26 protein-coding genes are annotated in these 19,617 nt (G+C 66.2%); 21 read left to right on the forward strand and 5 right to left on the reverse strand.

Features of this window, described 5'->3' with window-relative positions; translation table 11 throughout:
- Positions 1-239 precede the first annotated feature (239 nt).
- Both DSD28_RS20060 and trhA read left to right on the forward strand, forming a co-directional pair.
- A complete protein-coding gene (locus DSD28_RS20060; protein ID WP_245424886.1) occupies positions 240-563 on the forward strand; it encodes a TraR/DksA family transcriptional regulator in 324 nt (107 codons plus the stop codon).
- A gap of 115 nt (positions 564-678) precedes the next feature.
- A complete protein-coding gene (trhA, locus tag DSD28_RS20065; protein WP_119258198.1) occupies positions 679-1,335 on the forward strand; it encodes a PAQR family membrane homeostasis protein TrhA in 657 nt (218 codons plus the stop codon).
- Positions 1,336-1,341: 6 nt separating this feature from the next.
- Here trhA and DSD28_RS20070 read toward each other — a convergent pair whose 3' ends face one another.
- The gene (locus DSD28_RS20070; RefSeq protein ID WP_119258199.1) at positions 1,342-1,842 is read right to left on the reverse strand and encodes a hypothetical protein; all 501 of its coding nucleotides are present in this window, start codon (positions 1,840-1,842) and stop codon (positions 1,342-1,344) included.
- Between the two features lie 130 nt (positions 1,843-1,972).
- Between DSD28_RS20070 and DSD28_RS20075 the strand changes: the two genes are divergently transcribed.
- Positions 1,973-2,476, forward strand: a complete 504-nt coding sequence (locus DSD28_RS20075) for a GNAT family N-acetyltransferase (RefSeq protein WP_119258200.1) — start codon at positions 1,973-1,975, stop codon at positions 2,474-2,476.
- Positions 2,477-2,537: 61 nt separating this feature from the next.
- Here the strand turns inward: DSD28_RS20075 and msrB are convergent, their stop codons facing one another.
- Positions 2,538-2,945: a peptide-methionine (R)-S-oxide reductase MsrB gene (msrB, locus tag DSD28_RS20080; RefSeq protein WP_119258201.1), complete on the reverse strand. Its 408-nt coding sequence runs from the start codon at positions 2,943-2,945 to the stop codon at positions 2,538-2,540.
- 117 nt (positions 2,946-3,062) lie between these two features.
- Between msrB and DSD28_RS20085 the strand changes: the two genes are divergently transcribed.
- The 12 genes from DSD28_RS20085 (at position 3,063) to DSD28_RS20140 (ending at position 12,469) form a co-directional block, all read left to right on the forward strand.
- On the forward strand, positions 3,063-3,311 hold the full coding sequence (locus DSD28_RS20085; protein ID WP_119258202.1) for a type II toxin-antitoxin system VapB family antitoxin: 249 nt from the start codon (positions 3,063-3,065) through the stop codon (positions 3,309-3,311).
- A complete protein-coding gene (locus DSD28_RS20090; protein ID WP_348627935.1) occupies positions 3,311-3,706 on the forward strand; it encodes a type II toxin-antitoxin system VapC family toxin in 396 nt (131 codons plus the stop codon). Before DSD28_RS20085 ends, DSD28_RS20090 begins: the two co-directional genes overlap by 1 nt.
- A gap of 47 nt (positions 3,707-3,753) precedes the next feature.
- Entirely contained in the window at positions 3,754-6,093 is a 2,340-nt protein-coding gene (locus DSD28_RS20095; RefSeq protein WP_119258203.1) for a putative monovalent cation/H+ antiporter subunit A, read from the forward strand.
- 307 nt (positions 6,094-6,400) lie between these two features.
- Positions 6,401-6,820: a Na(+)/H(+) antiporter subunit B gene (locus DSD28_RS20100; RefSeq protein ID WP_119258204.1), complete on the forward strand. Its 420-nt coding sequence runs from the start codon at positions 6,401-6,403 to the stop codon at positions 6,818-6,820.
- Entirely contained in the window at positions 6,820-7,197 is a 378-nt protein-coding gene (locus DSD28_RS20105) for a Na+/H+ antiporter subunit C (protein WP_119258205.1), read from the forward strand. Before DSD28_RS20100 ends, DSD28_RS20105 begins: the two co-directional genes overlap by 1 nt.
- Positions 7,198-7,214: 17 nt before the next feature.
- Positions 7,215-8,756 (forward strand): Na+/H+ antiporter subunit D, encoded by a 1,542-nt coding sequence (locus DSD28_RS20110; protein ID WP_119258206.1) that lies wholly within the window; start codon positions 7,215-7,217, stop codon positions 8,754-8,756.
- A gap of 2 nt (positions 8,757-8,758) precedes the next feature.
- Complete coding sequence (locus DSD28_RS20115) at positions 8,759-9,232, forward strand: Na+/H+ antiporter subunit E (protein ID WP_119258207.1); 474 nt, start codon at positions 8,759-8,761, stop codon at positions 9,230-9,232.
- Positions 9,232-9,585 (forward strand): cation:proton antiporter, encoded by a 354-nt coding sequence (locus DSD28_RS20120; protein WP_119258208.1) that lies wholly within the window; start codon positions 9,232-9,234, stop codon positions 9,583-9,585. Before DSD28_RS20115 ends, DSD28_RS20120 begins: the two co-directional genes overlap by 1 nt.
- A complete protein-coding gene (gene mnhG / locus DSD28_RS20125) occupies positions 9,582-9,938 on the forward strand; it encodes a monovalent cation/H(+) antiporter subunit G (RefSeq protein WP_119258209.1) in 357 nt (118 codons plus the stop codon). Before DSD28_RS20120 ends, mnhG begins: the two co-directional genes overlap by 4 nt.
- A gap of 422 nt (positions 9,939-10,360) precedes the next feature.
- Positions 10,361-10,798 carry a MucR family transcriptional regulator gene (locus DSD28_RS20130; protein ID WP_119258210.1) on the forward strand — a complete coding sequence of 146 codons (438 nt, stop codon included), beginning with the start codon at positions 10,361-10,363 and terminating at the stop codon, positions 10,796-10,798.
- Between the two features lie 395 nt (positions 10,799-11,193).
- Complete coding sequence (locus tag DSD28_RS20135) at positions 11,194-11,676, forward strand: helix-turn-helix domain-containing protein (RefSeq protein ID WP_432430873.1); 483 nt, start codon at positions 11,194-11,196, stop codon at positions 11,674-11,676.
- Positions 11,669-12,469 (forward strand): DUF6456 domain-containing protein, encoded by an 801-nt coding sequence (locus tag DSD28_RS20140; protein ID WP_119258211.1) that lies wholly within the window; start codon positions 11,669-11,671, stop codon positions 12,467-12,469. Before DSD28_RS20135 ends, DSD28_RS20140 begins: the two co-directional genes overlap by 8 nt.
- Before the next feature lie 209 nt (positions 12,470-12,678).
- Here the strand turns inward: DSD28_RS20140 and DSD28_RS20145 are convergent, their stop codons facing one another.
- On the reverse strand, positions 12,679-13,098 hold the full coding sequence (locus DSD28_RS20145; protein ID WP_119258212.1) for a SufE family protein: 420 nt from the start codon (positions 13,096-13,098) through the stop codon (positions 12,679-12,681).
- A gap of 197 nt (positions 13,099-13,295) precedes the next feature.
- Positions 13,296-13,715 (reverse strand): DUF5330 domain-containing protein, encoded by a 420-nt coding sequence (locus tag DSD28_RS20150; protein ID WP_119258213.1) that lies wholly within the window; start codon positions 13,713-13,715, stop codon positions 13,296-13,298.
- A 503-nt stretch (positions 13,716-14,218) separates the two neighbouring features.
- Here DSD28_RS20150 and DSD28_RS20155 point away from each other — a divergent pair.
- The 4 genes from DSD28_RS20155 (at position 14,219) to DSD28_RS26405 (ending at position 17,251) form a co-directional block, all read left to right on the forward strand.
- Positions 14,219-15,745: a sensor histidine kinase gene (locus tag DSD28_RS20155; protein ID WP_119258240.1), complete on the forward strand. Its 1,527-nt coding sequence runs from the start codon at positions 14,219-14,221 to the stop codon at positions 15,743-15,745.
- A complete protein-coding gene (locus DSD28_RS20160; RefSeq protein WP_119258214.1) occupies positions 15,717-16,448 on the forward strand; it encodes a peptidoglycan-binding domain-containing protein in 732 nt (243 codons plus the stop codon). Before DSD28_RS20155 ends, DSD28_RS20160 begins: the two co-directional genes overlap by 29 nt.
- Before the next feature lie 24 nt (positions 16,449-16,472).
- Positions 16,473-16,844 (forward strand): DUF1491 family protein, encoded by a 372-nt coding sequence (locus tag DSD28_RS20165; RefSeq protein ID WP_119258215.1) that lies wholly within the window; start codon positions 16,473-16,475, stop codon positions 16,842-16,844.
- 275 nt (positions 16,845-17,119) lie between these two features.
- Positions 17,120-17,251 (forward strand): hypothetical protein, encoded by a 132-nt coding sequence (locus DSD28_RS26405; protein WP_281048108.1) that lies wholly within the window; start codon positions 17,120-17,122, stop codon positions 17,249-17,251.
- A 7-nt stretch (positions 17,252-17,258) separates the two neighbouring features.
- Here the strand turns inward: DSD28_RS26405 and DSD28_RS20170 are convergent, their stop codons facing one another.
- On the reverse strand, positions 17,259-18,173 hold the full coding sequence (locus DSD28_RS20170) for a DUF2336 domain-containing protein (protein ID WP_119258216.1): 915 nt from the start codon (positions 18,171-18,173) through the stop codon (positions 17,259-17,261).
- A gap of 577 nt (positions 18,174-18,750) precedes the next feature.
- Between DSD28_RS20170 and DSD28_RS20175 the strand changes: the two genes are divergently transcribed.
- Both DSD28_RS20175 and DSD28_RS26015 read left to right on the forward strand, forming a co-directional pair.
- Positions 18,751-19,218, forward strand: a complete 468-nt coding sequence (locus tag DSD28_RS20175; protein WP_119258217.1) for a hypothetical protein — start codon at positions 18,751-18,753, stop codon at positions 19,216-19,218.
- Between the two features lie 147 nt (positions 19,219-19,365).
- Positions 19,366-19,617 (forward strand): hypothetical protein (locus DSD28_RS26015; protein ID WP_205536221.1); only part of this gene is annotated, 252 nt, incomplete at its 3' end.

A 19,617-nucleotide genomic window follows, 5' to 3' on the forward strand; every position in this document is an offset into this window, starting at 1 on the left:
GCGCCGAGGAATGTCCGTCTGTCGAGGTCCGTCATGATATGATCCCTGTCTCGGTTTCCCTCGGAAACCGTTCTGTCGGGAGGAATATGGCGGAGCCGCAGCGTTCACGAAAGATGGCGTTTCGGCGATTTACCGTCAACATGGCGTTGACGAAGCGCGGCCGGGACTTGATTCCGATCAATGCCGTTCGGCAATGGCAATGCCAGTTTCACGCCCATCGAGAAAAGGAGACCCGCATCGTGAAGGACCTGGCGCATTACAAGGACATTCTTCTCACCCGCAAACGCGAGCTTTACGGCCGCTTGAACAGGATCGAGAAGGATCTCGACACGCTCAAGAGCGGCGACAGCGGCGACCGCGCCATCGAGCGCGAGAACGACGAGGTGCTGGAAGAATTCGGCACGACGGGTCTCAAGGAGCTTGAGGCCATCGAGGCCGCCCTCGACCGCATTGCGGCCGGCACCTTCGGCACCTGCGCCAAGTGCGGCGAGCCGATCTCGCCCGCGCGCCTTGCGGCCGTGCCGCATGCGGCCCTGTGCGAGGAATGCATCGCGCGGCAGTGAGGGCGGGCTCCATGTCGCGCGGCAAACTTTCGTGATGGCCGCGCGGCGCGGGAAATCTTGCCTGCGAGGCGAAAACGCGACACCATGAGGAGAGGTTATCGCAGGCAGGACACCCATGGAAATCAAGGGCATCAAATGGGACTATGACCGCTACGAGGTGATCGCCGACGGCATCGTGCATGGCGTCGGGGTGGTCTTCGCGCTGGTGGGCGTCACCGCTCTCATCTTCTACGCCACGGTCTGGGCGACGAGCGGGCAGCTGGCCGCGGCCTGGATCTACGGCATCGGCCTCGTCCTCGCGCTGGCGACGTCCTTCGCCTACAATCTCTGGCCGGTCTCGACGGTGAAGTGGCACCTGCGCCGCTTCGACCATTCGGCGATCTTCGTGCTGATCGCCGCCACCTATACGCCCTTCCTGCAGCGCGGTATCGAGGATCCGTTCCTCGCCGGCATGCTCGTCTTCATCTGGGTGATGGCGGGGGCGGGCGTGGCGCTGAAGTTTCTTTTTCCCGGCCGCTACGACAGGCTGGCGATCCTCATCTATCTCGGCATGGGCTGGAGCGGCGTCTTCGCCGCCGGCCCGCTGCTGACGCATCTTTCCGTCGCCACGCTGACGCTGATCGTCGTCGGCGGCCTGCTCTATTCGGTCGGCGTCATCTTCCATGTCTGGGAGCGCCTGCGCTTCCAGAACGCCATCTGGCACGCCTTCGTCGTCGCGGCCGCGGCCGTCCACTATTCGGCCGTCGTCACCAGCGTCGTTTCCGGCATCTGATCCCGCTTACTGCGCGGCCGGCGCGGCGCCCTGCGCGCTGGAGCAGCCCTCCGCCGGACGCAGGGTTTTCACAAGTTTGCTGACGATGGGGGAATATTCCGGCTTCGATGCCTTTGGAAACTCCAGAACAAAGGACGAGACGGAATCGTCGCAGAGCCGGATCACGCGATGATAGAAGATCGTATTGCCGCGTGTGCCCGACAGGCTGGCCCAACCGTTTGTCTCTCGGTCATAGCTAATGTCCCAGCCTTCTCTCCGGTAGGTCTCCCGCCGCCCGGCGACCTCGTCCTTGAAATCCCCCTCCGCGAGATAATGCCCCCAGACGGCAAGCGTCGCCGCGCCGCGTGCATAGGTGCGCCCGTCGCCATTGTCGGCCTCCTGCACCATCGCGAAGCCCGGCGGGATCTCGACGGCGAAGCCGAAGCGCGGATTGGCATAGGGCTCCCAGCCGGAGGCAAGGGCGGCGGCGGGAAGAAGGAGGAGGAAGAGCAAAAGGAAGCGTTGCACGGCGGTCTACTCGTCGATGATGTCCTCAGGGTAACGGATGAGAGCGGGCGTTTCATCGACCTGCCGTTGAAGCAGGCTGGACAGCTTTCCCGCTCCTCCTGTATGGCATGGGCAAAGGCAGGGGGGAACCATGGACATCACGATACGCGACGCCGCGGAGGCCGATCTCCCCGGTATCATGGACATCTACAACGATGCCGTCGCCAACACGACGGCGATCTGGAACGAGGCCGTGGTCGACCTCGAGAACCGCAGGGCGTGGTTTTCCGCCCGCCGCGAGCGCGGCTTTCCGGTCCTCGTCGCGGTTCGCGGCAAGCAGGTGCTCGGCTATGCCTCCTACGGCGACTGGCGCGCCTTCGACGGCTTCCGCCACACCGTGGAGCACTCCGTCTACGTGCAGAAGGATGCGCGCGGCACCGGCACGGGCAAGCGCCTCCTGAAAGCGCTGATCGACCGGGCGGGCTTCAATGGCATCCATGTCATGGTGGGCTGTATCGAGGCGGAGAACACCGCCTCGATCAGGCTGCACGAAAAGCTCGGCTTCCGCGTTGTCGGCCGCTTCAGCGAGGTCGGCATCAAGTTCGGCCGCTGGCTGGACCTGACCTGCATGGAGCTGAAGGTTCCGGCACGCTGATTGGAGCGTCTCCGCTTTTCTCCGAACCGCAAAACCGCTTCGCACTTTTGCTGGAAATGCTCTAGTCCTCGTCGAAGCTGAGCGCCACGCCGTTCATGCAGTAGCGCAGGCCCGTCGGCGGCGGGCCGTCCGGAAAGACGTGGCCGAGATGGGCGTCGCAATCCGCACAGCGGATTTCCGTGCGCGTCATGCCGTAGGAATAGTCGGAATGATCCGTGACCGCGCCCGGCTCGATCGGCTGGTAGAAGCTCGGCCAGCCCGTGCCGGAATTGTACTTCGCCTCGGACCGGTAGAGCGGCCTGTTGCAGCAGATGCAGCGATAGGTGCCCTTCTTGGAAAGGTCGAAATCGGGGCTGGAGAAGGCGCGTTCCGTGCCGTGCTCGCGCGTGATGCGGAACTGCTCCGGCGTCAGAACCTGCCGCCATTCTTCCTTGGTCTTGTTAACCTTCAACGTCGTCGTGTCGCTCATGGCGTCCTCCTGTCGAGCCATAGATAAGACGGCGATTGTGGCAAGACAATTGGCGCGCGTGGTTGAAATTCACCGCATTTCCTCCTATCCTCCATATTATTAATGATGGAGGAAGTTATGCCTCTCAATATCAAGGACAACGAGGCGCACAGCCTCGCTCGCAAGCTTGCCGCAGCGACCGGCGAGAGCCTGACGCAGGCCGTCAAGATTTCCATCGAGGAGCGTCTGGCGCGTGTGCGCCATGCCCATGCGCCGCAGCTTGCCGATCAGCTCGACCGCATCGCTCTCGATTGCGCGAGCCTGCCGGTGCTGGATCCACGCACGCCCGACGAGATTCTCGGCTACGATGAAAGCGGCTTGCCGTGATGATCGTGCTCGACACATCCGCGCTCTTCGCCATCCTGACGGACGAACCGGAGCGACGGGTTTTCAACGAAGCGATCGAGCGCGCTCCCGCGCGCCTCCTCAGTGCCGCGACGCTGCTGGAAACGAAGATTGTGCTCTTCGCCCGCTACGGTGCGCCGGGCGTCAATGCGCTCGACGCCTTCCTGCTGCGGGCGGGCATTCGCGTCGCGCCGGTGACGGCCGAACAGGCCGAGATCGCCTTCGACGCCTTCCGGCGCTTCGGACGCGGCACGGGACATGCGGCGCATCTCAATTATGGAGACTGCTTCTCCTATGCATTGGCGCGTGAAAACGCCGCGCCCTTGCTGTTCAAGGGTGGCGATTTCATTCATACCGACGTAGAAACGGCACTCTGATGCTTTGAAGGGTAACGACGGGCGAAGCCCGCGGATGGGGAGAGGGGATGACGCCGGACACGATGGGCCTGACTTTCGTTGCCTTCTGTCTGCCGTTTCTCGGCGCGCTGATCGCGCCCGCCCTCACGCGGCTTCTCGGCCACAATGCCGCATGGCCGCTGGCGCTCGTGCCGCTCGCCGTCTTCCTGCATTTCCTCGGCTTCAACGCGGAGGTCTCGCATGGCGAGGTCATCACCGGCGGCTATGCCTGGGTGCCGTCCTATAATGTCAGCTTCTCCTGGCTGATCGACGGCCTGTCGCTCGCCTTCCTGCTGCTGATCTCCGGCATCGGCACGCTGATCGTGCTCTATGCCGGCGGCTACCTGAAGGGGCATCCGCACCAGGGGCGGTTCTTCTCCTTCATCCTGATGTTCATGGGCTCGATGCTCGGGCTCGTCGCCTCCGACAGCTTCCTGATGCTCTTCGTCTTCTGGGAGTTGACCTCGATCACCTCCTTCCTGCTGATCGGCTTCGATCATACGCGCGCCGCCGCGCGCCGCGCGGCGCTGCAGGCGCTGGTCGTCACCGGCGGGGGCGGGCTCTTCCTGCTCGCCGGCCTGCTGCTCATGTGGGACGTCACCGACGTCACGCAGCTCTCGCTGCTGATGTCCTTCGGCGATGAGGTGCGCGCGAGCCCCTTCTACCTGCCGCTGTTCTTCCTCATCCTCGGCGGGGCCTTCACCAAGTCGGCGCAGTTCCCGTTCCATTTCTGGCTGCCCAATGCCATGGAAGCGCCGACGCCGGTTTCGGCCTACCTGCATTCGGCGACCATGGTGAAAGCCGGCATCTATCTCCTGATGCGGCTCAACCCGGTGCTCGGCGACACGCTGGCCTGGGAGACGATCCTGCCGGCCTTCGGCGGCCTGACGCTGCTCGTCGGCAGCGTGCTCGCCATCCGCCAGAGCGATCTCAAGCTGATGCTCGCCTATACGACGGTCGCCTCGCTCGGCCTCCTGGTGCTGCTGACCGGCTTCGGCTCGGAATATGCGGCGGCGGCGGCCGCGCTCTATCTCGTCGCCCATTCGCTCTTCAAGGGCGCGCTCTTCATGGTCGCCGGCATCGTCGACCACGAGACCGGCACGCGCGACATCACGAAACTGCGCGGGCTCGCCCGCGCCATGCCCGTCACCTATCTCGCCGCGCTCGTCGCCGCGCTCTCCATGGCCGGCCTGCCGCCCTTCTTCGGCTTCCTCGCCAAGGAGGAGATCTATGTCGCGCTTGCCGGCGGCAATCTCCGCGCCATCGCCTTCACGCTGGCGGCCATTATCGGCAACGGCCTGATGTTCGCCGTCGCCTTCGCCGTGGCGCTGAAGCCCTTCCTCGGCGCGCCCGTCGAAACGCCGAAGAAGCCGCATGAAGGCCCCTTGCTGCTCTGGGCCGGCCCGATGCTGCTGGCGATCAAGGGGCTGACCATCGGCGTCTTCTCCGCCACGGCCCATGCGCTGCTGACCTCGCCGCTCGCCTCCGCCATCGCCGGCAAGCCGGAGGTCGTCACCGTCTCGGCCGTGCCGCATGTCGGCATGCCGCTTCTCCTCTCCGCCGTCACGGTCGCCCTCGGCGTCATCGTCTTCCTGTCGCTCGACAAGGCCCGCGCCGCCGCGGACCGGCTGGTCGAGGACATCGGCTGGGGGCCGGACAGGGGCTTCGACCAGGTGATGGCCGGGCTGGTGCGCGGCGCATCGCTCGTCACGCGCCTCACCCAGCCGGGCCGGATGGAAATCTACATGACCGCGACCTTCGCGGCGGTCGCGCTGGCGCTCCTCGTGCCGCCCGCCGTCTATGGCGAATGGCCGCGCCTGCCGGTCTGGCCGGCCGGCATGCCGTTCCATGAGCTTGCGGTCGTCGTGCTCGCCGTCGTCGGCATCGGCGCGGTGCTGACGGCGAAGAGCCGCCTCACCGCCATCGTCGCCCTCGGCATCCAGGGTTTCTGCGTCGCGCTGCTCTTCCTGCTCTTCGGCGCGCCGGACCTCGCCTTCACCCAGTTCATGATCGAGACGCTCTCGGTCGTCATCCTCGCCCTCGTCATGACGCGCCTCCGGCTGACGCCGCGCGACCACCGGCCGCTGAGGGAAAAGATCCCGGACGCCGCCATCGCCATCGCCTGCGGCCTCGGCTTCGCGCTCTATCTGCTGAAGGTCACGCAGGGCCGCTTCGACACGGCGCTCACCGATTTCTTCAACCTCTATTCGAAAACCATCGCCCACGGCGCCAATGTGGTGAACGTCATCATCGTCGATTTCCGCGGCACGGACACGCTCGGCGAGATCGCCGTCGTCATGGTGACGGGCCTGGCGATCCTGTCGATCATCCGCATCCGCAAGGGCGGCAGGGCGAGGGGGGACGCATGATGGTGCGTCTGCACGTTCCTGAGCCCTCCCGGTCATCTTCCCTGCAAAGCGCGGAGGATCGCACGTTGCCACATCTTCCTTCTCCCCGCTCGCGGGGAGAAGGTGCCGGCAGGCGGATGAGGGGCGGGCGGGCAACGCTCCCGCCGCTGTCGAGCTTCATCGGTCGGCGCTGCCCCTCATCCCGCTGCCGCGACCTTCTCCCCGCAGGCGGAGAGAAGGGGCTGGGCGCGGGGCTTCCCGTTTCCAGGCTGCGCTCCTGCCTTGGCCGGAAGGCGTTCGGGCACACCGCTCCCGGAGGCATCCGGCCATGAACACCCTCATCTTCCGCACCGTCGCCCCGTTCCTCACCGCCCTCATGGTGCTGTTCTCGATCTTCGTGCTGCTGCGCGGCCACAACGAGCCGGGCGGCGGCTTCATCGGCGGGCTGATCGCGGTGTCGGCGCTGGCGATCTTCGGCATCGCCAACGGCATTTCGGCCGTGCGCCAAGCGCTGTGGTTCCACCCGATGGCGATCTCGGCCTTCGGCCTCTTCATCGCCTGCATCGCCGGCCTGATGTCCATCCTCTTTGCCGTGCCCTTCATGACGGGGCTTTGGATCTATCCCTCGGTGTTCGGCGTCGAGATCCCGCTGTCCAGCGTCATGCTGTTCGATACCGGCGTCTATCTCGTGGTGGTGGGCTCGATCACCTCCATCGCGCTGGCGCTCGAGGCGGGGGACGACGTCTGATGGAAGTGCCCTTCATCCTTCTCGTCGGCCTGTTCTTCGCCGCCGCCGTCTACCTGATGCTGTCGAAGTTCCTGGTGCGCGTGCTGCTCGGCGTCGTGCTGCTCGGCAATGCGGTGAACCTCCTGCTCTTCACCAATGGCCGCATCCTGCGCGAGGTGCCGCCGATCATCCCGGCCGGGCACGACGTGCCGGCGACGCTCACCGCCAATCCGCTGCCGCAGGCGCTCATCCTGACGGCCATCGTCATTTCCTTCTCCTTCTTCGCCTTCCTGCTGGTGCTCGTCTACCGCGCCTACCAGGACCTCGGCACCGACAACGGCAACGAGATGCGCCTGGCGGAGCCGGAGGACGAACCCCTTCCGCCGACCGGCTACTGACAGGAACCGACCCGCCAATGGCCGTGAACCCGCAAGACCTTTCCGCAGCACTCGTCACGACGCCGGTCGCGACCGCCGACTGGCTGGTCGTGCTGCCGCCCGCCTGGTGCATCCTTGTCGGCGCGGTGCTTCTGATGCTGCGCAAGTCGCTGCATGTGCAGGGCTGGATCGCCGTGCCGGCGCTCGCCGTGCTCGTCGCGCTCGATGCGCTGCTGCTCGCCCATGTCGCGGCGAACGGGCCGGTCACCATGGTCATGGGCCGCTGGCTGCCGCCCTTCGGCATCGCCTTCACGGCGGACCTGACGGGCGTGCTCTTCGCGCTTTCCGGCGCGGTGGTGGCGCTGGCGGGCGGCGTGCATGCGCTCGCCGATATCGACGGCAGCGGCCGGCGCTACGGCTTCTATCCGTTCCTGCTGCTCCTGATGGCCGGCGTTTCCGGCGCCTTCCTGACGGGCGACATCTTCAACCTCTATGTCTGGTTCGAGGTGCTGCTGATCTCGTCCTTCGGCCTCATCACGCTCGGCTCGGAGCCGCGCCAGATCGACGGCGCGATCAAATATGCCTTCCTCAACCTCATCGCGACGACGCTCTTCCTCATCGCCACCGGCTATCTCTATGGCGTCTTCGGCACGCTCAACATGGCCGACATCGCCGCCAAGGCGGCGGCCGGGCGTGAACACCTGCCGCTGATGACGCTCGCCACGCTCTATCTCCTCGCCTTCGGCATGAAGGCGGCGGCCTTCCCGGTGAATTTCTGGCTGCCGGCCTCCTACCACACGCCGAAGGTCGTCGTTTCCGCGCTCTTCGCCGGCCTTCTCACCAAGGTCGGCATCTATGCGCTGCTGCGCACGCTGGTCATGCTCTTTCCCGTCGAGCGGGAGGCGCTGAGCTTCGTCATCGCGCTCATCGCCGTCGCCACCATGCTCGTCGGGGCGCTGGGCGCGCTCGGGCAGAGCGATATCCGCCGCCTGCTCGGCTATGTCGTCATTTCCGGCATCGGCGTCATGCTGGCGGGTCTGTCGCTCGGCAGCCCCGGGGGCATCAGCGGCGCGATCTTCTATGCGCTGCATTCCATGGTGGTCATGACCGCGCTCTACATGGCGGCGGGTCTGGCGGGACGGCTCGCCGGCTCGTTCGACCTCAACCGGCTCGGCGGGCTTTATAGCCGCTCGGCGCTTTTTTCCGCCCTGTCGCTGGTGCTGTTCTTCGCCGTCTCCGGCCTGCCGCCGTTCTCCGGCTTCTGGCCCAAGGTCATGGTGGCCAAGGCCGCCATCGACATCGGCGCCTGGTGGCTGACGGCGGCGGTCTTCCTCACCGGCTTCCTGACCACCATCGCGCTGGGCCGCGTCTTCCTCTTCGCCTACTGGCGTCCCGCCGGCGAGGCCCTGCCGGCCATGGCGATCCCTATAAGCGCGCTCCTGCCGCTGGCGGCGCTGACGGCGCTCACCGTCGTCTTCGGCCTCTTCCCCGAGGCGCTGCTCTCGACCGTCCAGCACGCCGCCGAGGGACTTTCCGATCCGCGGGCCTATCTCGGCTCGGTCTTTCCGGGGGTGAACTGACCATGCGGCCGACCGTCACCATCGCGCTCTTCGCCCTCGTCTGGCTCGCCGTTTCCGGCAGCTTCACCGTGCCGAACCTCCTGCTCGGCATGGCCGCCGGCGCGCTGTCGTTGTGGTTGATCCGCGGCCATATCCAGCCGGACGGCCGGCGCCTGCGGCCGCTGAAGATCCTCTCGCTGCTGGCGCTCTTCATCAAGGAGCTGGCGCTCTCGGCCTGGAAGGTCGCGGTGCTGGTGGCGAGCCCGAAAATGACGCTGAAGCCCGGCATCTTCGCCTTCCCGCTGACGGTCGACCGGGATTTCGAGATCACGCTGCTCGCCAATCTCATCACGCTGACGCCGGGCACGCTCTCCGTCGACGTCTCGGCGGACCGCATGGTGCTCTACGTGCACGCCATCGACTGCTCCGACCCGGCCGGCGCGCGGCGCGACATCGCGAACGGCTTCGAGAGGAAGATCCTGGAGGCTTTCCGCTGATGGACGCGCAAACGATCATCTCCGCCGCCGCCGCGATCGCGCTTCTCCTGATGTGCGCGGCCTTCTTCCTGACGGCCTTCCGCGTCGTCCGGGGGCCGACGCTGCCGGACCGCATCGTCGCGCTCGACATGCTGGTCGCCATCGCCATCGGCTTCATCGCCGTCGTGGCGATCCGCACCGGCTTCAACCTCTATATCGATATCGCCATCGCGCTCGGCCTCGTTGGTTTCCTGGCGACCGTCGCCTTCGCGCGCTTCGTCATGCGGCAGGGCATGGAAGCGGGCGAGGAGAGCGAGGCACTTGCGGAAGGGCGCAAGCGGGAAAAGGCGGGCAAGCGGAGGAAACGCCGATGACGGAGATGATCCTGGCGCTCGTCGTCGCCGTCATGCTGGTGGCGGGCGGCATCTTCACCTTCCTCGCCGCCGTCGGCCTCATGCGCCTGCCGGACGTCTATACGCGCATGCATGCGGCCTCCAAGGCCGGCACCGTGGGCTCGGGCCTGATGCTGCTTGCGGCGGGCATCCACGCCTTCGACATCGCGATCCTCACCCGGGCGCTCGCCGGCTTCGTCTTCTTCGTGCTGACGGCGCCGGTCGCCGCCCACCTCGTCGCCAAGGCCGCCCATGGCGCGGGCTATCGCCTCGCACGTGCGACCGTGATGGACGATATGCATGAGGCCGAGAAGCGCAACGCCAAGAAGCATTGACATTTGGTTTATAGATCATGGCCGGAATTTGAGTATCCACTGAATTTCAGCGGATAGATTGAAGGCATGAAAGCTCTTTCTGTGCTTTGTCAAAATAATACTGGACAATCAAACCGGGAATGATATTTCAGGCGAAGTAAAGCATTCCGGTTGATTTAGCGCCTGCATCGATTTCCTGTCTAAGTTGAGTTCCTGCCGTAGTCGCGCGAATGCGGTATTGATGACGGCAAGAGAATCGCTGAAAACAGCGGCCGCTGTAGTGAAAAGTTATATTGGCGTAAAATGCCGCTGTTTCGAACGTCATCGTTCGCGCGAGCATCGTTTTGCCACATAATCAGCTCGAAGTAAGGCTTTATCCGGAATTCAGGAACGCGGTCGTCAGCAGCGCTTTCGACTACAACGATATCCGACAGGAGAAAGAAATGACAGAAACAACCCTTGGCGCCGGCTCCAATCTTCTCGTCGAGCTTACTGCCGATATCGTTGCGGCCTATGTCGGCAACCATGTCGTGCCGGTCTCGGAGCTGCCGGGCCTGATCGCCGACGTGCATGCGGCGCTCAACAACACCACGCAGCCCGTCGCCACCGTCGAGGCGCCCGTCGCCGCCGAGAAGCCGAAGCCGCCGGTGCCGGTGAAGAAGTCCGTGCAGAACGACTACATCATCTGCCTCGAGGACGGCCAGAAGTTCAAGTCGCTCAAGCGCCACCTCATGACCCATTACGGCATGACCCCGGAAGAATACCGCGAGAAGTGGGACCTGCCGGCCGATTACCCGATGGTCGCCCCCGCCTATGCCGAGGCCCGCTCGCGCCTCGCCAAGGAAATGGGCCTCGGCCAGCGCCGCAAGGCCGGCAAGTAATCCAGCTTACTTAGTCTGCGCCAGTTCAAGGGCCGGTGCCGTGAGGCGCCGGCCTGATGCTGCCGGCCAGACCAAAATCTTCCCTCGTCATGCGCGGGCCCGACCCGAGCATCCACAAACCTCGGACTCAACGCCGGGGATCGCGACGGGAACGAGGGTGCCGATGATCCAAGGCCGGAGCCGCAAGGCTCCGGCCTTTTGCGTTGCGGAGACGCCGGCAAGGCCGCGCTTTTCGCACAAGGCTTCGCAAGGGAAAAGGAATATAAGCCTATATCGGGGATGCCTGTCACAAATATATGAAGAAATTCAACGGATGATTGCGCCAGGGTGCTTCATTCATCCTCGCCCATCCTCTAGGGTGTATGAATAAATTCCTATCAACGGAGTGGCCAGTCATGCACCAGTTCATCGTTTCCCAGAGACGGTCGTCCCGAGCGGTTCCACCTTCCGCCGGCCCCGCGCCGGAAGTCAAGGGCGCCGGTTCCGGCATGGAGCCGGGCGAGGGGACGCGTGCCGCCCGCCGGACGATGGCCGTGCAGGAGCCGCCGACGGTGCCGGCGCCCGTCGCCTGCCGCATCGTGCGCCAGCTCGTTCTGGAGATGACGGCCCTTGCGGGCGACCGCCCGCTCTGGCGCCGCGACAGCCGGCGCACCACCTGCCATGTGCGCCAGATCGCCATGTATGTCTCCCACGTCGTGCTGCGGCTTTCGCTCTCGGAGATCGGCATGGCCTTCGGCCGCGACCGCACCACGGTCGGCCATGCCTGCAACGTGGTGGAGGATCGCCGCGACGATGCCGCCTTCGACGCCTTCGTCTCGGCCATCGAGCGCGTCGTCCTTTCGGTGTTCGGCCCGGCGGGGATCGGCAGCCATGAGTGACGCGACCGCACGGAAGAATGCCGCCGACCTTGCGAAGCTCCTGCGCTTCCTGCTGGCGGCCGGCGAAGCGCGCCTCGAGGGCGAGGGCACGCTCGCCGCTGCCGGCGGCAGGGCGCAGTCCGTCTCCCCCGCGATCCTCGGGGAGGCCCTTAGCCTCGGCCTCGTCCGCCGCGACGGGAACCTGCTGGCGGCGACGCCGGAGGCGCGCGCGCATCTGCGTCGCCGGCTCTGCGAGGCGGAAACGCCCTTCGCAGGTCAGCACCGGGATATCGAGGAGGTCGTGGTGCTGCGTGACGGCGTGCGCGAAAAGGCGCTCGCCAACCGCGTCGAATCGCCGCTGGCGGGCCTTTCCCGGCTGAAGGAGAAGTCGGGCGACGCCTATCTTCCGGAAAGCGCGCTCGCTGCCGGCGAACGGTTGCACGCCGATTTCACCCGCGGCGGCCTCCAGCCGCGCATGACCATGTCCTGGGAGCCGCGCATCGCCGGCCGCCAGAAGGGCGAGGCCGGCGCGTCGCGCGACCTTACCGACACGGCGCTCGCCGCGCGCCTGCGCGTCGCCCGTGCCATCGAGGCGATGGGCCCGGAACTCTCCGGCGTCGCCCTCGACGTCTGCTGCTTCATGAAAGGGCTGGAAACCGTGGAACGCGAACGCCAATGGCCCGCCCGCTCCGCAAAACTCCTCCTGCGCGCTTCCCTGATGGCGCTCGCCCGGCACTACGCCCCGCCGGCCGCCGGTAAGCGACGGGCACATGCCTGGGGGGCGGAGGGGTATCGGCCGGAAATACCGTGCTGAGATTCGCCCCTCGCCCTGACCCTCTCCGCCGAGCAGGGAGAGGGGGCGTGCCCCACGCATGGTTATTGGCTAGGGGAAACGGTGCGGCATATCCCCTTCTCCCCGCTTGCGGGGAGAAGGTGGCCGGCAGGCCGGATGAGGGGCAAGGGGCCTCGCCTCATCTCTCCACCACGGGGGCAGGACCTTTGCCCGCTCCCCGGCAAGCTTCCCTACGCCGCCACCCGCATCGCCGCCTCTTCGCGGATGCGGCGCACCATCGAGCGCAGGCCGTTGGCGCGCTGGGAGGAGAGGTGTTCGACGAGGCCGATCGTGTTGAAGGTGTCGATGGCGTCGAGGGCGGCGATTTCGGAGGCGTGCCTGCCGGAATAGATGGCGAGCACGATGGCGACGAGGCCGCGCACGATATGGGCGTCCGAATCGCCCTCGAAGGTCATCACCGGGTCGGCGCCGCCCGCGCTGTGGCTGACGAGCCAGACCTGGCTGGCGCAACCCTGCACCTTGTTGGCCGCGGTGCGCTGGTCTTCGGGAAGGTCCGGCAGCGCCTTGCCGAGCTCGATGACATAGCGGTAGCGGTCCTCCCATTCGTCGAGGAAGGCGAAGTCGTCGATGATCTCTTGCAGCGTGGCCATGTTCGTTCCGTCCGGGCTATCCGCCTTCCATATAGGCGAGCCGGCCCGCTATTTGAACCGCAAACCGCCGCGCGCAAAAAGAAACGCCGCAGGGAACGGGTCCATGCGGCGGTTGCTAGGCAACGAGTGAGGCAGGCAGAAACTTGGGGAGCAATGCCGCAAAGGCTGCGGGATCGCGTCTTGGAAGAGGGGCGGCGTCAGCCCTTGTGGTCGGGGCGGCGGGTCGGCACGGCGATGGTGCCGGTGATGACCTCGTCGTCGGCGTCGATCTTCGCGACGGCCGGAAGCGGCTGGTTCAGCGCTTCCTTCTTTGCCGGCTCGGCAGAGGCGACGTCCTCGTCGGCGAACTGGGTATCGAGGAACTGGTAGGCGATGCGGGCGCCTTCACGGGCCCGGTGGCCGAGGGCGACGAAGGTCTCGCTGCCCTTCTGGCAGACATCCGGCTTTTCGGCGCACATGCCCGTCACATAGTTGAGCGCCTCGCTGGCGGCGCTGAACGTGTCGCCGATCTCGACGCTCGGCCCCCTGTTCAGCTTGTCGGAGGATTCCGGGTCCAGGAAGGGGAGCAGGACCAGAACCAGTGAGAACCAGAACGTTCCCTTGATCAGAAACCACATTGCTTGCCATCCTCGTTGGTGCCCCGGCGTCTTGCGGCCGTCGGCTCGTTTGGTCCTTGGCGAACCGTTGATGCGAGAATAGGGGCCGGAAGGAAATTCCCCTTTGCAGGAATCGTTCGGGTTTTGCCCAGTTTTGATTAAAATGCGATCTATTTCGCACTTTACCGGCATTTGCGGCAGATTTTAGCGATCGGCGTTAAGGATGATGGCGCGCCATCGGGGTCCAAGCTGCCGGAATGCCGGGAAGGGGGCGGCAGGGGCCTTGCCCCAAAAGTTAATATGAACAGAAAAATGCCGCAAAATGAGGCGCTTACGCCCCGTTAACCACGCCGGACGAATGGCCGTTGGATTGCCCCGAAATGGGACTTTTGGGCCTTTTTCGCCCGCTTGCGGCCCCTGCCGTTTATCCTTTCCTTAAGTCGCCGATGCGATTTTGGCCTCACAGAAAAGAACATGAACGGCAGGGTTTTGCGTTGCGCCAATTGACCATCATCGCGGACAGAATGGCAGCCCGTCTGGGCGCCGTTGCTGGCGTTGCTGGCGCGGGCGCCGCCGATGCGCGCCCCTCCGCCTCGCTGCGCGCGACGACGCTGGCGCTGCTTGCCGCCGTGCCCGGCCTGCCGCTGGCGCTCTCCGCCGTCCTGCCCGCTTCCGCCGCGCTCCCGGCGGGCGTCGCGCTTGCCGGCGCCGGCGCGCTGCTTTCGGCCGCCGTCACCTCGGTGCGCCGCCCGAAGCCGCTCCCGCACAAGAGCTTCGCCGAGACGATGGCGGAGGCCGCGCCGAGCGACGTCTCGCCCTACGATCTCTTCGCCGGCCTCGTCACGCTGCATGATGCGCGCGGCTTCGTCACCGCCGTGCACGGCCGCGATCGCGCCGACATGCTCTCCTGGATGCGCGATCCGGCGGGCCGCGGCTATCTCGACCAGATTCACGTTTCCGACCGCATCGCCTTCCTCGCCGCCATCGACCGGCTGCGCCAGGGCGGCGCCCGCGAGACGGTGGACATCCGCATCGACCGCCCGCGCATCGAGGTGGATGCCGAGCAGTTCATGCACATGCGCGTGGAGATGACGGCGCTGGCCGGCCCCGACGGCGCGCTCGCCGCCGTGGTCGCCCAGTCGCGCGACATGTCCGACGAGGCGCGGCTGCGCAACGAGAATGCGCGCAAGGCCGAGGAGGCCGAATCGGCCAACGACGCCAAGACGCGCTTCCTCGCCGCCGTCAGCCACGAGCTGCGCACGCCGCTCAACGCCATCCTCGGCTTTTCCGACATTCTCGCCGGCGAATATTTCGGCCGGCTGGAGAACGATCGCCAGCGTGAATATGTCGGGCTGATCCACCAGTCGGGCTCGCATCTCCTGTCCGTGGTCAACACCATGCTGGACGTCTCGAAGATCGAGGCCGGCCGTTACGAGCTGCTGACGGAACCCTTCCTCGTCGCCGACAGCGTCAAGGCCTGCGAGCAGATGCTCGGCCTCCAGGCGCGAGAGAAGGGCATCAAGCTGACGAGCCGCGTGCCGCGCGCCATCGGCGAGGCCGTCGCCGACCAGCGGGCGATCCAGCAGATCCTCATCAACCTCGTCGGCAACGCCATCAAGTTCACCGACCGCGGCGGCATCGTCACCATCGATGCGGCGCGGGAAGGCCGCGACCTGCTGCTGACGGTCAGCGACACCGGCATCGGCATCCCCGCCGACAAGCTGGCGTCGATCGGCCAGCCCTTCATGCAGGTGCAGAACGAGTATACCCGCAAATACGAGGGCACCGGCCTCGGCCTGTCGCTGGTCAAGGGCCTCGTCGCGCTGCACGGCGGCAGCTTCGCCGTCGAGAGCCGGCCGGGCGAGGGCACCGTCATCACCATCCGCATTCCGGCGGACGGGGCGGGCGTGGCGCGCGACGGGGAGCTGCGGCCCGCGGCATCCACCGTCGATTTCCCGCCGCGCCTTGCAGCGGGGGCAGAGAAAGTTTACCAGCCGTCGGACGATGGCAAGGACACGCAAGATGAACGCGCACGTCAGAAGACAGCCTGAGCGGCGGCCCCAGGGCCAGGTCCGCAAGGGCGGGTCTCGCGGGCGCAGCCAGCCGCAGCGCCGGCCGAATATGGTGATCGCCGGGCTTTCCGCCCTCGGCGGGCTCGCCGCGCGCCATCCGGGCGTGATCGGCGGCGTCTCGGCCTTCGTCGTCGTTTTCTCCTTCGTGGCGGCCAATGCGCTCTGGTACCAGCCGGGCGGCCATCCGTCGCCGTTCCTGAAGACCCGCTCGGCCGATAATTCCCTCGGCTTCACCGCCACCCGGCCGGAGCCGCACGACCAGACGACCTTCGTCATCGAGCGACTGGAGGAGGGCGAGGCCCTGCCGGAAGTGACCGATGTGACCCCGGCCGAACGCCCCTTCGACGAGGTGGCGAGCCTCATCGAGAAGCAGCCCGCCGCGGCGGCGGGCGCGCAGGCGAGAGCCAAGGACGAGGCCGACCCGGTCGCCGCCGCCATCCTGCGCGCCGAGGCCGATCCCGGCGTCACCTCGGCGGTCGCAAGGCCCGCGCCGAGCGAGCTGGTGATGCAGATCCAGAAGGGCCTCAGCAACATCGCCTATGCGGACATCGCCGTCGATGGCCTGATCGGCGAGAAGACGCGCACCGCGATCCGCCATTTCGAGAAGCATTACCGCCTTCCGGTTACCGGCGAGCCGAACGAGCAGGTCCTCGCCAAGCTCAAGGACATCGGCGCGCTGTAGCGCCCGCCGCGTGGGGCCCCGGATATGCGCCTTCGCACTGATATCTTCGTCTCCGCCCTGATGCGCCGGGTCTTCGCCCGCGGTGATTTCGCCGCCGTGGAGGCCAAGGGCGCGGAGGAGGCGGGGGCGGTCTTCGTGCGACAGATATTCCGCGACGGCACGGAAAGTCTCCACGCGCCCGCCCCGCAAAGTTTCTTCGACGAGGACGACACTGGCCGGCGGCTCTTCGAAACGCGGCTGGAGCGGGCGGAGGCGGCCGCGGTCACCGACGCCGTGGCGCGCGAACGCCGCTTCGACGGCGATCTCTGGGTGATCTCCATCGAGACGGACGATCTCGGCGATCTCATCGCGTTTGCCGGGGCGGAGCCGAAGGATGACGGGTTCTTCCGGCGATAGAGGAGGAGGGTCCTCCAACGTAGGCGATGCGCCCCTCATCCGGCCTGCCGGCCACCTTCTCCCCGCAAGCGGGGCGAAGGGGATATGTCGAACCGGTTTCCCCAAATGACTACCGCGCGTGGAGCACGTCCCCTCTCCCCGCTTGCGGGGAGAGGGTTAGGGTGAGGGGCAAGCCTCCGCATGACGCCTGTTCCGCCGGGAACAGCGGCCCACATCCGGCCATGGGAAAAGCAAGGCACACAGGCAGCGGCCTGTGCGGACCCCTGGAGAGACCCATGCTGATCGTGCTGCCTGCCCTCGCGCTGCTGATTTCGGGAATGTTCGTGCTGACGACGCTGGCCGCGCTTTCGGGCGGGCGGGACGAGGAAGCTGCGGTCCGCGCGCCGGTGCGGCGCCGGGTGTTTTGAGGGGGCGTCAGCCGGCGGCGCTCTGCCGGCCGGGTCCTGGGAATGCGTCCCGATGCTCCAGCCCTCCGGCCGGGGCAGCGTCGCCGTTGGCGGCCTTCAGCAGGCCGTCGCCATTCGTGTAGCGGTCGGCTCTCTGCCAGCTCTCGACACGGCGGGTCGCCTCGGCGGGGTCGAGCGAGGCGATGAGCGTCTCGGCGCCGCCTTCGGCCAGATGCGGATAGATCGTCCTCAACACGGAGAGGCCGTCGGCCTCCGCCACGCCGAGCGCCAGCAGCGTCTCGCCGAGCTGCCGGCCCGAGACATCGAGAAGGATGCGTTCGGAAAGCCACTGGCTGGAGGCGAGCGCATCGGCGAGCGTCACCGCGATCATGCCGACATCGCCCGAGCGCGCGAAGCGCACGAACAGCGCCTGATGAATCTCGCTTGCCGGCACCAGCCGGACGGGCGCCTCGGCGGCGGGCGTCGCCGCGCGCACGAGCGCGCGCAATTCCGCGCGGATTTCCTCTTCCCGCTCCAGCCGCGCGGCCTCGCGAAGGGCCTCCGCGCGGTCCTCGCCGGTCCTGCGGCTGGCATGCTTCTGGTGGGTACCGACCAGCGCCTCGATGACGGCGGGCGAAAGATCGTCGCGCCGGCCGATGGCGCGGGCATGGTCCGGGCCGGTGGCGCGCAGGATGTCGAGCAGCGTGCCGTCGGTTATCGCCTTCGAGCCCATCAGGAAGATGGCCGCGATGCCGATCGGCTGATGCGCGATGAACAGGGCGGTTTCCTGCGGCACCTGCGGGCAGCGCGACAGGGCGGCGACGGCCTGCCGGCGCGCTTCATCGCTGGAAGCGGCATAGAGCTGTTCGAAAAGTTCGCCGAACTGGACGAGATCCGACCGCGACGGAAAACGCAGGCTCTCGAAGCTGGAGACCGTGGCCATCAATACGATGTCCTTCGGCCGCCCGGCTTGCGGTCTCTCCAGTTCGCGAAACCTGTCCGCCACGAAACACCTGTCATCCCCGGACCGGCAGCCCCCTGCCGATCCCCATATCACTCATGAAAAGTAGAGGAAAAACCTTAGCGAGCCGTTAACCTTGCCTTTTCGTAAACGATAGCGAATACAAGCAGCTATACTGTCCGGAACCGGGATTTTCCGGGTGTGCCGGCCGATTGGCGCCGGCGTTGCTCGGACGGCATTCGTTGTTGCCCTGCTTCATGCTAGAGTGGTGAAACGACGATGCCGAGCCTGCTGTGGGTTCCGGGGAAAACGGGGACATTCACCGCTTTCACGTATTTAAGGCCATACTAATGCCCAACTTGCCCGTTTTTTCCCGGTCTTGCGCGCACCGCTTTGTCCTGCGTTTTACCCACGGCCGTTTCCCGTGCGGTTTCGGAGTAGCGCTTGAAGAAAGGCCGGCCTTTGCCGGTCCCCTTTCCACCGGGCGCGCATTCAGCGCTACATCTTAACGGGAATTTTAGGAATGACTGATAGACGTCTCGTAAACGGAGACACTCTCATGAAGCCGATCGCCAGCACTGCTCGCATTGCATCCATCGCCCTGGTCGCACTTGCGACGACGACCGCCACGGCAATGGCCGTGTCGGGGACGGGGGCCTTCTACACGGTCGGCAATGACCACGGTGGCATGATCGTCGATTATGCCCTCAAGGCGGCTCAACTCGAACAGACGGGGCAGCCGGTGAAATTCAGCGGCCGCTGCGATTCCGCCTGCACCATCTATCTCGGCCTCAACCAGGAGCAGCTTTGCGTGACGCCCGCCGCGCGCTTCGGCTTCCACCTGCCGTTCGGCAGCTCCTCGCAGGGCAACAGGGTCGCCGCGACCTATCTGCTGAAGAAGTATCCGCGCTGGGTTCTCGGCTGGCTGAGGGACAATGGCGGGCTGAACCGCAATCTCAAGGTCATGCCCTATGAATATGTCAGCCAACATATCAGGCCCTGCGGAACGCAGACCACGGATTTGTAAAACGGCAGGCGGCCGGAGCGGGAACGCTTGCGACCGGGCTGGTTGACATGGAATGAACAACGCATGAGGCCAAGGGAGCGCTGCTCCCTTGGCCTTTTTCGTTTCGAGGTTCAAGCAACGACCGTTGCTGCGGTTCCTTGCTTAACGATGGCCACCGCCGCCGCCATTGCCGCCGCCGCCGCCACTGCCGCCGCTGCCGCCGTTGCTGCCGCTGCCGCCATTGCCGCCGTTGCCGCCAGCACCGCCGTTGCCGCCACCGGAGCCGCTACCGCCGCTGCCACCGCCGCCGCCGCCGCCGCCGCCACCGCCGCCATGGCCGCTTCCGCCATTGCCGCCGTTGCCGCCGCCGCCGCCGTTACCGCCACCCTGGCTTCCGCCATTGCCGCCGTTGCCGCCGCC

Source organism: Shinella zoogloeoides (assembly GCF_003574625.1).
GTDB classification, from domain to species: domain Bacteria; phylum Pseudomonadota; class Alphaproteobacteria; order Rhizobiales; family Rhizobiaceae; genus Shinella; species Shinella zoogloeoides_A.

Excerpts from the sequence above, each read along its gene's own strand:
- trhA (WP_119258198.1), top strand. The coding sequence starts at position 679 with ATGGAAATCAAGGGCATCAAATGGGACTATGACCGCTACGAGGTGATC.
- DSD28_RS20135 (WP_432430873.1), top strand. The coding sequence starts at position 11,194 with ATGCACCAGTTCATCGTTTCCCAGAGACGGTCGTCCCGAGCGGTTCCA.
- DSD28_RS20155 (WP_119258240.1), top strand. The coding sequence starts at position 14,219 with ATGGCAGCCCGTCTGGGCGCCGTTGCTGGCGTTGCTGGCGCGGGCGCC.
- mnhG (WP_119258209.1), top strand. The coding sequence starts at position 9,582 with ATGACGGAGATGATCCTGGCGCTCGTCGTCGCCGTCATGCTGGTGGCG.
- DSD28_RS20170 (WP_119258216.1), bottom strand. The coding sequence starts at position 18,173 with ATGGCCACGGTCTCCAGCTTCGAGAGCCTGCGTTTTCCGTCGCGGTCG.
- DSD28_RS20175 (WP_119258217.1), top strand. The coding sequence starts at position 18,751 with ATGAAGCCGATCGCCAGCACTGCTCGCATTGCATCCATCGCCCTGGTC.
- DSD28_RS20095 (WP_119258203.1), top strand. The coding sequence starts at position 3,754 with ATGACGCCGGACACGATGGGCCTGACTTTCGTTGCCTTCTGTCTGCCG.
- DSD28_RS20140 (WP_119258211.1), top strand. The coding sequence starts at position 11,669 with ATGAGTGACGCGACCGCACGGAAGAATGCCGCCGACCTTGCGAAGCTC.
- DSD28_RS20105 (WP_119258205.1), top strand. The coding sequence starts at position 6,820 with ATGGAAGTGCCCTTCATCCTTCTCGTCGGCCTGTTCTTCGCCGCCGCC.
- DSD28_RS20150 (WP_119258213.1), bottom strand. The coding sequence starts at position 13,715 with ATGTGGTTTCTGATCAAGGGAACGTTCTGGTTCTCACTGGTTCTGGTC.
- DSD28_RS26405 (WP_281048108.1), top strand. The coding sequence starts at position 17,120 with ATGCTGATCGTGCTGCCTGCCCTCGCGCTGCTGATTTCGGGAATGTTC.
- DSD28_RS20120 (WP_119258208.1), top strand. The coding sequence starts at position 9,232 with ATGGACGCGCAAACGATCATCTCCGCCGCCGCCGCGATCGCGCTTCTC.
- DSD28_RS20165 (WP_119258215.1), top strand. The coding sequence starts at position 16,473 with ATGCGCCTTCGCACTGATATCTTCGTCTCCGCCCTGATGCGCCGGGTC.
- DSD28_RS20100 (WP_119258204.1), top strand. The coding sequence starts at position 6,401 with ATGAACACCCTCATCTTCCGCACCGTCGCCCCGTTCCTCACCGCCCTC.
- DSD28_RS20085 (WP_119258202.1), top strand. The coding sequence starts at position 3,063 with ATGCCTCTCAATATCAAGGACAACGAGGCGCACAGCCTCGCTCGCAAG.
- DSD28_RS20130 (WP_119258210.1), top strand. The coding sequence starts at position 10,361 with ATGACAGAAACAACCCTTGGCGCCGGCTCCAATCTTCTCGTCGAGCTT.
- DSD28_RS20160 (WP_119258214.1), top strand. The coding sequence starts at position 15,717 with ATGAACGCGCACGTCAGAAGACAGCCTGAGCGGCGGCCCCAGGGCCAG.
- DSD28_RS20145 (WP_119258212.1), bottom strand. The coding sequence starts at position 13,098 with ATGGCCACGCTGCAAGAGATCATCGACGACTTCGCCTTCCTCGACGAA.
- DSD28_RS20075 (WP_119258200.1), top strand. The coding sequence starts at position 1,973 with ATGGACATCACGATACGCGACGCCGCGGAGGCCGATCTCCCCGGTATC.
- msrB (WP_119258201.1), bottom strand. The coding sequence starts at position 2,945 with ATGAGCGACACGACGACGTTGAAGGTTAACAAGACCAAGGAAGAATGG.
- DSD28_RS20115 (WP_119258207.1), top strand. The coding sequence starts at position 8,759 with ATGCGGCCGACCGTCACCATCGCGCTCTTCGCCCTCGTCTGGCTCGCC.
- DSD28_RS20090 (WP_348627935.1), top strand. The coding sequence starts at position 3,311 with ATGATCGTGCTCGACACATCCGCGCTCTTCGCCATCCTGACGGACGAA.
- DSD28_RS20110 (WP_119258206.1), top strand. The coding sequence starts at position 7,215 with ATGGCCGTGAACCCGCAAGACCTTTCCGCAGCACTCGTCACGACGCCG.